Raw genomic sequence first — 12,761 nt, 5'->3', positions numbered from 1 at the left:
ACTGCGAGCTCGAACCCCGACCAGGCGCCCGGCACGCGCAGCCCCGGCGCGGCCTCGACGAGCGGCGCGAACCACGGGTCGCGCGCGAGCCCGCCGCCGATCGCGGCCGGATCGGCGCCGAGATCGAACATCGACGCGACGCGGCGCGCGAATGCGTCGTCGACATGGCGCGCGGCCGCCCCTTCGACCGTCGCGATCAGGCAATGCCGGCGCGGATGCTTCGTAACCGTAAGGCGGCCCGCGTCGCCGTTCAGATCGACGATGCGGCGATACACGCCGTCGACGACCTGTTCGACACCCGGAATCGCACGTCCGCTGAAGAAGCGCAGCACGCGCGCCCAGTCGTACGGCGCCTTGAAGCGCAGCTCCATCTGCGCGGACGGCGGCACCTGGCCGCCGTTCGCGCTCGAGGTAATCGTGGTTGTTTCGATGCTCAAACTACGTTGCCCTCCGCAACGGCTTCGGTTTCATCGTCGCGCATACGGCGCGCCTCGGACGCGAGCAGCGTCGCCTTGCGGCGCACGCCCCAGCGATATCCGGCAAGCGCGCCGCCCTTCTGCACGACACGATGGCACGGAATCGCGAGCGCGACCGGGTTCGACGCGCAGGCCGATGCGACGGCGCGCACTGCACGCGGCGAGCCGAGCGCCTCGGCGATCTCCGAGTAGCTGCGCGTTTCGCCGTACGGGATGTGCGTCAGCGCTTCCCAGACGCGCTGCTGGAACGCGGTCGGCGCGATGTCGAGCGGCAGGTCGAACGCGTGCCGCGTGCCGTCGAGATACGCGCGGATCTGCGCGACGAACGGCGCGAGCCGCGACGGCGCTTCGACCAGCTCGGCGCGCGCGAACGCGTCCTTCAGTTCGTCGACGAGCGGCGCCGGTTCGTCGCCGAACGCGATCCGGCAGATGCCCTGTTCGGTCGCGGCGACGAGCACCGTGCCGAGCGGCGTCGACGCGGTCGCATAGTCGATCCGCAGCCCGGCGCCCTGGCGACGGAACGCGGACGGCGCCATCCCCAACTCGCGCGGCACCGATGCGTAGAGCCGCGACGGTGAATTGAAACCCGCGTCGACGGCCGCCTGCGTCACCGGCTGCCCGCTTTGCAACGCCTCGCGCAGCGCGGCGCCGCGCTGCGCGGCCTGGTACTGCCGCGGCGACACGCCGACCACGCGCTTGAACAGCCGCTGCAGGTGGAACGGGCTCACGTGCACGGCATCGCTGAGCTGCTGCAGCGTGAGCCGCTCCGGATGCGCGTCGAGCACCGCGCATGCCCGATTGACGATTTCGAGCTCGCGCGGCAGCCCTTCCGGCTGGCAGCGCTTGCACGGGCGAAAGCCTGCCGCGCGCGCCGCGGCCGGGTCGGCGAAAAAGGAGACATGCTCGCGCCGCGGCAGCCGCGACGCGCAGCTCGGGCGGCAGAACACGCCGGTGGTACGCACGCCATAGAAGAACGCGCCGTCCGCATTCGGATCGCGGGCGGTCACGGCGCCCCAGCGGGCATCGTCGGTCGGATAGGCGGTTTTCATCTGAACCTCGCACTCTCTAGTGTAGATGGTGCCTACTCTAGACATCGGCATGGGCCGTCGCGCCCTGAATCTTGCTCTGTGATTCGCGTTGGCAAAACCGGGGACGCATCCAAATCGATCAATCGGACGAAAAGCCGCGCGAGCGCTGCCCGGACGCCACTTTCGTCATCTTCCCGTCACCTTTTTGCTGCAGTGCGGCTGCGACAAATCGCCGTCCTGACCATTTTTTACACTCGGAATATTGCAACGCACCATCGCCGTGTGTATAGTTGGAACTGTCTCCTCCATGTCTCCTCCTGATATGGATTAAGCCCGTTCCGCTCTGCGTGAACGGGCTTTTTTTCGTCCGTCGATCGGTGACGCGTTCCGGCATCCAGCGCCGGCGCGGTCTACACTCGGGGCACGCCATCCATGAAGGAGTGCCTGCTCATGAAACCGACCATCCGCGCGATCGATCACGTCGTGCTGCGCGTGACCGACATGGCTGCGATGACGCGCTTTTACTGCGACGCCGTCGGCTGCCACGTGGAGAAGGAACAACCCGACCTGGGCCTCGTGCAGCTGCGCGCCGGCGACGCACTGATCGACCTGCTGTCGGTCGGCGGCCCGATCGACCGTCCCGACAGCGGCCCGCCCGGCACCGGCCGCAATCTCGACCATCTCTGCCTGCGCGTCGAGCCGTTCGACCCCGACGCGCTGATCGAGCATTTCGCCGCGCACGGCGCGCGCCCCGGCGCCCCCGCCGAGCGCTACGGCGCCGGCGGCTACGGGCCGTCGATCTATCTGTTCGATCCCGAAGGGAACATGCTGGAATTCAAGGGACCGCCCGCCGCGCTCGGCTGAGCGTCGGCCGTCACGCGCCGGCGCGCGCCTTCAGCACGGTCCATTCGACTGCAACCGGATCGTGGTCGGCGCTCGAGATCCACGCGGCGCCGTCCTGCACCGTGCATTGCAGACGCATCGTGCGCTCGGCGAGGCGCCCGAGCGCGGCCGCGACGCCGTCGGCCAGCGACAGCACCTGCACGTTGCGCAGCCGCTCCACCTTGCTGCGCACGCCCTGCCACCAGATGTCCGACGCCTTGCCGCCGTACGCGATCACAGTGACCTGCCCGGCGCGGCCGGCCGCCTTCGAGATGCGCCGTTCGTCGGGCTGGCCGGCCTCGATCCATACGTCGATCGCGCCCGTCAGGTCCTTTTGCCACAGATCGGGCTCGTCGACGTCCGACAGCCCCTTGGAGAATTCGAGACGCTCGTGCGCGAACAGCGCGAACGCGACGATGCGCACCATCATCCGCTCGTCGGTTTCCGACGGGTGACGGGCGACCGTCAATGCGTGATCGGCGTAGTAGTGCCGATCCATGTCGGCGATTTGCAGCTCGGCTTTGTAGATCGTGGATTTCAGCGCCATGCGGATACGGCCCGGGCGGGCATTCGGTTCGGTGGGTCGTGATGATACCGAATGCACGCCGCCCGGCACGCGACGGGCGCTCCACAGCACGACGGCCCGGCATCGGCCGGGCCGCGTTTTGGCCGCGCCGCCAGCGCATCGGCCGGCGCGCGGGGGCGCGAGAGGTGCGCGTGCGGTTACTGCTTGACGAAGCGCGAATCGGTCCAGAGACCCTGCTGGTCGCTGTTGTCGGCGCTGACGAACTGAACGTCGCCCTGGTCGACCGACACCACGCGGAAGCGCTGGCCTTCCGGCACCGACAGGCAACGGTAGTCATCGAAGTACTGCTGCTTCGCCTGCGACTTGCCGTCACGCTCGTGGTTCAGTACGGAGTCCAGATTGTCTTTCGACAGACAACCCCATGCATTCTTCGTCAGCTGGATTTCCTGCTTCGGCTGGACAGCCGCATCGCCGCCTGCCTGGGCAATCGACACCACGGAAAATGCACCGACAAGGGCAAAAAGGACACCGGTTCGATTCATCATGTTTTTGTCTCCAGGCTTGCGGGCACCAGGCTGGGTTAGCTATGTGTTTAAAGGTGATCGTGAACCCGCGTTTTTCACTTTAGAAGACCGGCAAGCGATAGCAAGCACATTTGTTGTGCGATCGCAATAGCGGCGAATTGTCGCACCCTGCGCGCACCCGGTTTTTCGCGTGTCGCCCATGGGCGCCGATGTCTACCGGCCCGCGGCGCGGTGCGCATCGCCGGTCGCAAAGCATTGCGGGGCAAGACTTTCAGCAAAGTTACAATACGCCGATTGAACGGTTTGGATAATTCATTTCAATATCCGGATTATTTTGGTGCGCCGCACACAAAGTCATCCGAAACGATATGAATTTACCGCAGTGCGGGATCGCATTTACTTGATACAAGAAAAATGCCAGGTATAAGCGCGTTCGTATTTACCCGTATTTTTCGAGTGGGCCGGGCGCCCGCGGCAGCGGGGCCGCGGGGGTTTTCACCCGTATTTTTACCCTGCTTTATTCAGGCCGTTTGCGGGCGCTCGAAATAATCGCGCTGGAAAATGCACATGCGATACGCGTTGTGATACGCGCCGTTGCCGAAAAATTCTTCCCTCAATTCCGCCTCGTGCTGGAATCCGCATTTCTCGTACACGTGGATGGCCGCCGCATTCGACGTATCGACGATCAGGTACAGCTTGCGCATGTTCAGCACCTTGAACGCGTATTCGATCGCGAGGCGCGTCGCCTGGCCGGCATAACCGCGCCCCTGGCGTTGGGGCGCGATGATGATCTGAAACTCGCCGCGACGATGGATGTAGTCGAGCTCGATCAGCTCGACGAGGCCGACCAGTTCGTCCTGCGGATCGACCGCGACGAAGCGGCGCTCGCGCTGGTCGTGCACGTGACGGTCATACAGTTGCGACAGCTCGGAGAAGGTTTCGTACGGCTCCTCGAACCAGTAGCGCATGATCTTCGCGTCGTTGTTCAGCTCGTGAACGAAGCGCAGGTCCTGGCGCTCCAGCGGCCGCAATGCAAGCGTGTGCTTGTCGTTCTGGAGTTGCATGTTGGTGTCCTTTTTGATGCCCGCGCGTGCGTGAAACACCCGTGACGCGCTACCGCGAACAGGGGTATTCCGCGGTGCAAGAAGTTGACCGCGGGCGAAGTTCAGAGCCTAGAATGGGAGCAAGGGTTCCTGCCACCGCAAGGAGGCTATCGTGATCGAGCAAGTCATACTCGGCATCTTCCTCGTGCTGCCACTCGTGATCGTGGCTGCGCTGTTCTCCGACGAACTGTGGCAGGAACATCGGCGCCAGCATCCGCGCGACGAAAACGCACCGCATATCGACTGGAAGCATCCGTGGCGCCGCGTGCGGCGCGGGCACTGAGTCGATCGCCTTCCCCGCAGTGCAGCCGTCCGGGCGGGCCGCCCCGAACGGTGCCGCCTTCCGGTACGAACCGATTCCCGCTCAACCAGCGAGACGCCGACGTGAACGACAAACCCGCTCTCCCTCCGCACGATATCCCCGGCGAAGCGATCGATCTGCAGATCGCCGACGTGCTGGCCGCCGTCCGCTACCCCGCGAACAAGGATGCGATCGTCGACGCCGCGCGCGATGCGGGCGCGAGCAACGAAGTGCTGTCGATGCTCGACGGCCTGCCCGAACAGGACTACGCGGACGTCAATGCCGTCACGCGCTGGGTCGCCGGCAACTTCGGCCCCGGCCTCGGTATTTGAACGCGCGCCAATAACGAGATAGGATCGGGCCGCACCGATCGCATCGCGGCCGGATGCATGTCGCCCGGCGCCAAGACCGGGCGTTTCCGCATAAGCGCCCGGGGGAATCCATGGAAGGAATTCTGATCCAGCACACGACGCGTCGTCAGCTGTGGTTCGGCGCGCTGACGGCACTTGTCATCGTGCTCGCGCTCGGGATCGCCGCGCCACACGCGAACGTCGCGCTGCCGGCCGTCGAGCCGTTCATGCCGATGTGCGCGCTGACCGTGTTCACCACCGCGAGCATCGCCGCATTCTTCCTTGGCGCGCAGTTCACCGTGACGCGCCAGCCCGTGCTCGGCGCGCTCGGCGGCGCCTATGCGTTCACCGCACTCGCCGTCGCGCTGCAGCTGCTGACCTTTCCCGGCGTGTTCGCGCCGCATGGGCTGTTCGGCGCACAACCGCAAAGCGCCGCGTGGATGTGGATCTTCTGGCACGCCGGCTTCCCTGGTTTCGTCATGGTCGCGCTGCTCGCGCGCGCTCGGCTGGCGCGCGCGCCGATCGGCGCCCGGCAGACGCGCTGGTGGACGCTCGCGCTGGTCGGCGGGCCCGCTGTCTCCGCCGGGCTGCTGTGCCTGTTCGCGCTGAACGTGTCGCTGCCACCCGCGTTTCATCCGCCGGGCAATGCGGCCGTGCTGCCTGTCAACGGCGTCGCGCTCGTCGTGTGGATGCTCAATGCGCTGGCGCTCGTCGCGGTGCTGGTCTCCGGCCGGCTGCGCACGACACTCGACCTCTGGCTCGCGATCGCGGTGCTCGCGTGTCTGACCGATACGACGCTGAACCTGTTGAGCACCCATCGTTTCACGATCGGCTGGTATCTCGCGCGCGTGTTCAGCATGTTCACGCCGGGCATACTCGTGTGCGTGCTCGCCTGGGAAGTGACGATGCTGTATCAGCGGCTGTTCGAGGCGCACACGATGCTGATCCGTTCGTCCGCACGGGACGGGCTGACGGGCGCGTTCAATCGCAGCCACTTCAACGATCACTTTCACACGCTGTTCCTGCAGGCGCGGCGACAGGGCGAACCGCTGTCGCTGCTGATGGTCGACGTCGATCACTTCAAGGCATACAACGACGCGTTCGGTCACGTGAAGGGCGATGCGTGCCTGATCGCGGTCGCGAATGCGCTGGCCGGTGCGGTGCGGCGGCCGGCGGATATCGTCGCGCGCTACGGCGGCGAGGAGTTTGCGATCGTGCTGCCGAACACCGGCGCGCGCGGTGCGCGGCTCGTTGCCGAGGAAGCGCGCGAAGCCGTGCTGCGGCTCGATCTCGCGATGCCGTCGTCATCGGCAGGACGCGTGAGCGTCAGCGTCGGCTGCGCGACCGTGTCGGCCGACGAGCTCTCGACGCCCGATGCGTTGATCGAAGCCGCCGATGCCGCGCTGTACCGCGCGAAGGATGCGGGGCGAAACCGCGTCGTCGTGGCGTGAAAACGTCTGCGGATTGGGGATTTGTTACGGTCATTGTGACCGGAATAATCCGCCGTTACGGAATCCGGCACGGGGAAACGATCGCTTACACGCCGTGTTGAGCGCGCTCGCTATGCTCGGTTCATCTCGAATCCGAGCAGGTGAACGCGATGAAGAAAACCCTCTTACTGATTGCCGGTGTGGCCGTGCTGTTGAGCGGCTGCATCGTGGTGCCGGATGGCGGCGGGTATTACGGTGGTGGCGGGTATTACCATCATCATCGGCATTGGGATTGATGACGGTAGCGGGTTCGGATGCGTCGGCATGCAAGTGTAGCGAGCAGCATCGACGGTCCGGGCCGCAGCCCCGTCAAGCCGGCTTGACCGGCTCCGCATGCATCAGAAATACCTGTAGCGCAGCGAGTGTTTCGCCGTGCAGACGGTCGAGCCGCGCATCCTTGTTCCCGTCCTTGACAGGATTACAGGGCGAACAGGGAATGTCCCGCACCGTCGGGCTGTCGTGAGAGCATGCGCTCACTTCCCGATACAGAACCGGCTAAAGATAACCCCCAGCAGATCATCGGAAGTGAATTCCCCGGTAATCGCATTGAGTTGTTCCTGCGCGAGCCGCAGCTCCTCCGCGAACAGATCGAGCGACTGAGCGCGCTGCTCCGCATGATCCGCCGCCTGCGCAAGATGCTCCTGCGCGGCCCGCAGCGCGATCAGATGCCGCTCGCGCGCGAGATACACCCCTTCGGCCCCGGCCTGCCACCCGGCGATCCGCAGCAGCTCCGCGCGCAGCATGTCGATCCCGTCGCCGCGCTTCGCCGATAGATGCACCTCGGTCAGATCGCCTTCCGCCGTCGGATGCTCGACGCACGCCGGCACGCCGGTGAGGTCCGTCTTGTTGAGCACGCGCACCACCGGCACGCCGCCCGGAAACCGCGCGGCGATCACCTCGTCATCCGCCGTCATCCCCGTGCGCGAATCGAGCAGATGCAGCACGACGTCCGCGCGCTCGATCTCGCTCCAGGTGCGCGCGATCCCGATCCGCTCGACTTCGTCCTCCGTCTCGCGCAGCCCGGCCGTATCGATGATGTGCAGCGGAATCCCCTCGACCTGGATCGTCTGCGCGACCTTGTCGCGCGTCGTGCCCGCGATCGGCGTGACGATCGCCAGCTCCGCGCCGGCGAGCGCATTCAGCAGCGACGACTTGCCGACGTTCGGCTGCCCCGCCAGCACGACCGACAGCCCCTCGCGCAGCAGTGCACCCTGCCGCGCGTCGCCGAGCACGTGCGCGAGCTGCTCGCGGATCTTCGCGAGCTTGCCGCGCGCATCGGCCGCTTCCAGGAAGTCGATTTCCTCTTCCGGGAAATCGAGCGTCGCCTCGACCAGCATCCGCAGCGTGATCACGTCCTCGACCAACGCATGAATCTGCCGCGAGAACGCGCCATCGAGCGAGCGCCCGGCCGAGCGCGCCGCCGCTTCGGTGCTCGCCTCGATCAGGTCGGCGACGGCCTCGGCCTGCGCGAGATCGAGCTTGTCGTTCAGGAACGCGCGCCGCGTGAACTCGCCCGGCTGCGCGAGCCGCAGCCCGAAGCCGCGCCCTGCGTCCAGGCAGCGCTGCAGCAGCAGCTGCATCACGATCGGTCCACCATGCCCCTGCAGTTCCAGCACGTGCTCGCCGGTGTACGAATGCGGCGCGGGGAAATACAGCGCGATCCCGCGGTCGAGCGGCGCGCCGTGCTCGTCGAGGAACGGCACGTAGCTCGCATGGCGCGGCGCGAGCCGCTGCCCGCACAACGCGTCGATCAGCGGCAGCGCGGCCGCCTCGCCGCCGCGCCCGAACGACACGCGGACGACGCCGATGCCGCCCCGGCCGGCAGCAGTGGCAATGGCGACGATCGGATCGGAATCGGTAGCGAGCATGGGAATCGGACGAATCGGGTAAGCAGACAGTGAATGGTGCGCCCGCGCAACAGTTCGGGCATCGGGACGCCGGCATTGTAGCGTGCCGGCCCGCACGCCACCGGACGCCATATCGGTTTCGAACTCGGCCGAATTTATCCCGACGGAGCTAAGTCGAGTATCAATCCCGGGCAGCCGCGTCCTGTCCATTTCGGACGAATATGCCTGTCGGAGTGGCTCGATGCTGGGGCCCCCAAATCCGCCGTACGCTCCGCGACAGGTTGGGATTCATCCAAATAGGCTATGTTTATCTTATATAGTTGTCTGAGACGCGTCGGAGGAATTGCACAATCACCCCCATGCCGACACCCGAAGAAAAAGCAGCGTTCTCGGAACGCCTGAAATTCGCCTTGCGGCGCAGCCCGGAGAAGGTCACCGGTGCGACGGAGCTCGCGAACCGGTTCAATCTGCGTCACCGCGGTGCGCAGCCGGTTTCGCCGCAAACGGCGCACAAATGGCTGACGGGCCGCACGATTCCGACGCCGGACAAACTCGAAACGCTCGCCGGCTGGTTGCGCGTGGAGCTGCACTGGTTGCACTACGGCCCATCGCCGAGCGTGATCGAGCATACGACGCCGCAACCGCTGCCGCGTGACGAGCGCTATCCGCCGACACCCGAGACGATCGAACTTGCGTCGAAGATCGAAGCGCTACCGCCGCATCAGCGCTACCTCGTTCAGGAGCTGATCGAGCAGTTCTACGGCGGCGAACCGAAAATCGAAGCGAAGAAGGCCTGAACGGCAGCGGCCCACGTACGCGCACGCCGCCGCGCCACCTGCCGGAAACTAAAAAGCCGCATGGATCGCTCCATGCGGCTTTTTTGCGTGCATCGCGGGCGGCTGGCCGCCCGCGTGTGCCACGGGCGTCAGGCCGGCTTCTTCTTGACCCCGCCGAGCTTGCGCGTGATGTAGTACTGCTGCGCGATCGACAGCACGTTGTTCACGACGTAGTACAGCACCAGGCCAGCCGGGAAGAAGAAGAACATCACCGAGAACGCGATCGGCATGAACTTCATCATCTTCGCCTGGACCGGGTCCGGCGGCGTCGGGTTCAGGCTCGTCTGCACGAACATCGAGACGGCCATCAGCACCGGCAGGATGAAGAACGGATCGCGCTGCGACAGGTCGTGAATCCACAGAATCCACGGCGCGCCGCGCATTTCGACCGACGCGAGCAGCACCCAGTACAGCGAGATGAACACCGGGATCTGGATCACGACCGGCAGGCAGCCGCCGAACGGATTGACCTTCTCGGTCTTGTACAGCTCCATCAGCGCGGCGTTCATCTTCTGCGGATCGCTCTTGAAGCGTTCGCGCAGCGCCTGCATGCGCGGCGTGATTTCCTTCATGCGCGCCATCGACTTGTAGCTCGCGGCCGACAGCGGGAAGAACACGGCCTTGATCAGCACCGTCAGCAGCACGATCGCCCAGCCCCAGTTGCCGACGAAGCCGTGGATCTTCTCGAGCAGCCAGAACAGCGGCTTCGCGATGATCGTCACCCAGCCGTAGTCCTTCACGAGTTCCAGGCCCGGCGCGATGCCTTCGAGCATGCGCTCTTCTTCCGGACCGGCGAACAGGCGCGCCTGCACGTCGGCCGACTGGCCCGGAGCAATCGCGGCGACCGGCTGCTTCACGCCGACGCGATACAGCGCCGGATCGATCTTTTCAGCGTAGATGTCGCGCTTCGCGCCCTGCTGCGGAATCCAGGCCGACGCGAAGTAGTGCTGCACCATCGCGACCCAGCCGTTGTCGGCCGCCTTCTCGAAGTTCGCCTTGTTCTTGTCGAGGTCGCTGAAATCGATCTTCTGGAAGTGCTTCGCGTCCGTGTAGACCGCCGGTCCGAGGAACGTGTGCGAGAACATTGGCGTTTCGACGGCCGTGTTGTCGCGCACCAGTTCCATGTAGACCGTCGGCGTGACGGGTGCCGTGCCGACGTTGTCGATCTTGGTGTCGACGCCGATCACGTAGCTGCCGCGCGTGAACGTGTAGGTCTTCACGACCTTCACACCGCCCTTCACCGGCGATTCGAACGACAGCTTCAGCGCGTTCTGGTCGCCCGTCAGCGACGTCGGGCCCGCATTGACCTGCGTGTAGACGTCGTTGTGGTTCGGGAAGTCGCCGCCGAGCAGGCCCGTGCGTGCGAGATACGTGTGGCCGGCCGTGTGGTCGAACAGCGTGATGTACAGGTCCGGCTGCTTGCCGTCGCCCTGCTTCTTCAGCGTCAGCTTCGCGAGCGTGCCGCCGCGCGTGTCGATTTCGCCGTCATACACGTCGGTCGAGAACTTCACGAGCTGCGCCTGCGCGGCCGGTGCCGTCGTCGACGGTGCGGTGCCCGCCGCGGCGGCAGGCACTTCACCTGCGGTCGTCGTCGTCGCGCCCGTGCCCGATGCGCCGCCGGCAGCGGCGGGGGCCGTCTGCGTGGCGCTCGGGAAGAACATCGACGGGCGTCCATGGGAGCGCTGCCAGTTGTCGTACAGCATGACAGCTGACATGAAGAAGATCACCCATAGGACGGTGCGTTTGATATCCATGCGTTGTCTCAGAGTCGATGGGACCGCGCGTCGGCTTCGCCGCGAGCGCGAGTGTCGGAGTTGGGCGGCGGGACGAGGTCGATGCCGCCCGCGGAAAACGGATGGCATCGGCACACGCGCCTGACGGCGAGATACGTGCCGCGCGCGGCGCCATGATACTGGATTGCCTCGCGCGCGTAATCCGAACAGGAAGGATAAAAACGGCAACGGTTGCCGAGCATAGGGCTCACGGCAACCTTGTAGAAGCGCAGCAAGGCGATCAATACCGTTTCCATACCTTGGGCGGCGCCGTTCGACGCCGCGTCAAAACCGGCCGGGCGGGCGCGAACGCCGCACCGGGCACGGATGCGTCACTCGGACGCGGGCTTCGACGCCCGGCGCGCGATCTCCCGGACTGCCCTGTCGAGCAGTTCGCGGATTTCAGCCGCGCACATCGCCGCGAGCGGGGCGGAAGCCGCGCTCGGCAGCGCTTTCTTGTCGAAGCGCGTGTGCTGCCGCAGCAGCAGGTCGTAACCGGCGAATTCGGCCCGGCGCAAGCGAAACGCGTCGCGCGCCAGCCGCTTCACGAGGTTACGTGTTACTGCACGCGGCGCATACTTCTTGCCGACGACGAGCCCCAGACGGGCAGGCTGACCGGTCGGCTTGCCGTAGATCACGAAGTGCGCGGAACGCCGCCAGGGGCGCAAACGAAAAACGGATGAAAATTCATCCGTTTTCAGAAGTCGCGCAGCTTTCGGGAAGGCGGCTTTCGTCTGCGACGGATTCGCACCCGGCTCGACGGCACCTTCCGCAGGACTGCGGACGGCGGACACAGCGCGCAACCTGCCTTAGATGGCGAGGCGCTTGCGGCCCTTCGCGCGGCGAGCGTTGATGACCTTGCGGCCACCTGCCGTCTTCATGCGGACACGGAAGCCATGGGTGCGCTTGCGGCGCGTCACGGACGGTTGGTAAGTACGTTTCATGATGTTCTCACTTGTTCGAGAATGTCGAAATTCAGGGGACCGCGTGCCCTTAACCGGAGGCATTCGGGCGAACGCAATCGCCGGGAATACAGGATTGGTTTTCGCGGAACCCGCTATTTAAACCGTTTTTCTCTTGGCGGTCAATACTTTAGGAGTCGTCCGCCTGTGCCGGCCTCTGCCGATCCGGCCCCGCGACCCACAACCCCAGCCTGTGGATAAGTCCCGCTGTGGCCGCGTTTGGCGTTAGAATCTCGCCTTATCTCCAAGAATCCCGCACGCCGCTTCGGCCCGCGCCTGCCCCTCCACACTGTGACGCAGGCGTCCGACGCACGCTCGCACGACCGCTTCGGGCCTTGTTGCGCCACCGCGACAAGGGCGCCGGCGAGCCGCGCTGTGCATGCAAAAAACGACAGCTACTTGATGAACGATTTCTGGCAACACTGTTCCGCACTGCTGGAGCGCGAGCTGACGCCCCAGCAGTACGTGACGTGGATCAAACCCTTGGCCCCGGTGGCCTTCGATGCGTCGGCGAACACGCTGTCCATCGCCGCGCCGAACCGCTTCAAGCTGGACTGGGTCAAGAGCCAGTTTTCGGGCCGGATCTCCGATCTGGCCCGGGATTTCTGGAATGCGCCGATCGAAGTCCAGTTCGTCCTCGATCCGAAAGCCGGCATGCGCAGCA

At 65.5% G+C, this 12,761-nt stretch carries 17 protein-coding genes; 7 read left to right on the top strand and 10 right to left on the bottom strand.

Features of this window, described 5'->3' with window-relative positions:
• Together F3J14_RS29410 and ada are read right to left on the bottom strand one after the other, a co-directional pair.
• The coding region (locus F3J14_RS29410; protein WP_282100762.1) for an AlkA N-terminal domain-containing protein at window positions 1-437 on the bottom strand (437 nt) is incomplete at its 3' end.
• The gene (gene ada, locus F3J14_RS29405; RefSeq protein ID WP_166725929.1) at window positions 434-1,525 is read right to left on the bottom strand and encodes a bifunctional DNA-binding transcriptional regulator/O6-methylguanine-DNA methyltransferase Ada; all 1,092 of its coding nucleotides are present in this window, start codon (window positions 1,523-1,525) and stop codon (window positions 434-436) included. The genes ada and F3J14_RS29410, both read right to left, overlap by 4 nt.
• A 429-nt stretch (window positions 1,526-1,954) precedes the next feature.
• Here ada and F3J14_RS29400 point away from each other — a divergent pair, with 429 nt between their 5' ends.
• Window positions 1,955-2,368, top strand: a complete 414-nt coding sequence (locus F3J14_RS29400) for a VOC family protein (RefSeq protein WP_059602970.1) — start codon at window positions 1,955-1,957, stop codon at window positions 2,366-2,368.
• Between the two features lie 10 nt (window positions 2,369-2,378).
• Here F3J14_RS29400 and F3J14_RS29395 read toward each other — a convergent pair whose 3' ends face one another.
• The 3 genes from F3J14_RS29395 to speG all read right to left on the bottom strand — a co-directional run bounded on the left by F3J14_RS29395 (window position 2,379) and on the right by speG (window position 4,500).
• Entirely contained in the window at window positions 2,379-2,933 is a 555-nt protein-coding gene (locus tag F3J14_RS29395; protein ID WP_006750100.1) for a YaeQ family protein, read from the bottom strand.
• A gap of 176 nt (window positions 2,934-3,109) precedes the next feature.
• Complete coding sequence (locus tag F3J14_RS29390; protein ID WP_166725928.1) at window positions 3,110-3,457, bottom strand: hypothetical protein; 348 nt, start codon at window positions 3,455-3,457, stop codon at window positions 3,110-3,112.
• A gap of 500 nt (window positions 3,458-3,957) precedes the next feature.
• On the bottom strand, window positions 3,958-4,500 hold the full coding sequence (gene speG, locus F3J14_RS29385) for a spermidine N1-acetyltransferase (RefSeq protein ID WP_166725927.1): 543 nt from the start codon (window positions 4,498-4,500) through the stop codon (window positions 3,958-3,960).
• 151 nt (window positions 4,501-4,651) lie between these two features.
• On the opposite strand from speG, the gene F3J14_RS29380 reads away from it, so the two are divergent.
• From F3J14_RS29380 to F3J14_RS36120, 4 genes are all read left to right on the top strand, one after another.
• Window positions 4,652-4,822, top strand: coding sequence for a hypothetical protein (locus F3J14_RS29380; protein WP_006489933.1), 171 nt, complete (start codon window positions 4,652-4,654; stop codon window positions 4,820-4,822).
• A gap of 101 nt (window positions 4,823-4,923) precedes the next feature.
• Entirely contained in the window at window positions 4,924-5,172 is a 249-nt protein-coding gene (locus F3J14_RS29375; RefSeq protein ID WP_166725926.1) for a DUF2795 domain-containing protein, read from the top strand.
• Between the two features lie 110 nt (window positions 5,173-5,282).
• Complete coding sequence (locus F3J14_RS29370; protein ID WP_166725925.1) at window positions 5,283-6,641, top strand: sensor domain-containing diguanylate cyclase; 1,359 nt, start codon at window positions 5,283-5,285, stop codon at window positions 6,639-6,641.
• Between the two features lie 149 nt (window positions 6,642-6,790).
• A complete protein-coding gene (locus tag F3J14_RS36120; protein ID WP_006750105.1) occupies window positions 6,791-6,916 on the top strand; it encodes a hypothetical protein in 126 nt (41 codons plus the stop codon).
• 237 nt (window positions 6,917-7,153) lie between these two features.
• Here F3J14_RS36120 and mnmE read toward each other — a convergent pair whose 3' ends face one another.
• A complete protein-coding gene (gene mnmE / locus F3J14_RS29365) occupies window positions 7,154-8,548 on the bottom strand; it encodes a tRNA uridine-5-carboxymethylaminomethyl(34) synthesis GTPase MnmE (RefSeq protein WP_166725924.1) in 1,395 nt (464 codons plus the stop codon).
• 338 nt (window positions 8,549-8,886) lie between these two features.
• On the opposite strand from mnmE, the gene F3J14_RS29360 reads away from it, so the two are divergent.
• Complete coding sequence (locus F3J14_RS29360) at window positions 8,887-9,324, top strand: transcriptional regulator (RefSeq protein ID WP_166725923.1); 438 nt, start codon at window positions 8,887-8,889, stop codon at window positions 9,322-9,324.
• 128 nt (window positions 9,325-9,452) lie between these two features.
• Here F3J14_RS29360 and yidC read toward each other — a convergent pair whose 3' ends face one another.
• The 4 genes from yidC to rpmH form a co-directional block, all read right to left on the bottom strand.
• Window positions 9,453-11,117, bottom strand: coding sequence for a membrane protein insertase YidC (yidC, locus tag F3J14_RS29355; RefSeq protein ID WP_012365026.1), 1,665 nt, complete (start codon window positions 11,115-11,117; stop codon window positions 9,453-9,455).
• Between the two features lie 8 nt (window positions 11,118-11,125).
• Window positions 11,126-11,392, bottom strand: coding sequence for a membrane protein insertion efficiency factor YidD (gene yidD, locus F3J14_RS29350; RefSeq protein ID WP_006750110.1), 267 nt, complete (start codon window positions 11,390-11,392; stop codon window positions 11,126-11,128).
• Window positions 11,393-11,467: 75 nt separating this feature from the next.
• Window positions 11,468-11,929: a ribonuclease P protein component gene (rnpA, locus tag F3J14_RS29345; RefSeq protein ID WP_021157986.1), complete on the bottom strand. Its 462-nt coding sequence runs from the start codon at window positions 11,927-11,929 to the stop codon at window positions 11,468-11,470.
• 15 nt (window positions 11,930-11,944) lie between these two features.
• Entirely contained in the window at window positions 11,945-12,079 is a 135-nt protein-coding gene (gene rpmH / locus F3J14_RS29340) for a 50S ribosomal protein L34 (protein WP_004198824.1), read from the bottom strand.
• A gap of 420 nt (window positions 12,080-12,499) precedes the next feature.
• Here rpmH and F3J14_RS29335 point away from each other — a divergent pair.
• Window positions 12,500-12,761 (top strand): DnaA N-terminal domain-containing protein (locus tag F3J14_RS29335; RefSeq protein ID WP_282100761.1); only part of this gene is annotated, 262 nt, incomplete at its 3' end.

This window comes from Burkholderia sp. Tr-862 (genome assembly GCF_011753085.1).
In the GTDB taxonomy this organism is placed as follows: domain Bacteria; phylum Pseudomonadota; class Gammaproteobacteria; order Burkholderiales; family Burkholderiaceae; genus Burkholderia; species Burkholderia ambifaria.
This window is presented reverse-complemented; position numbering and strand designations above follow the sequence as displayed.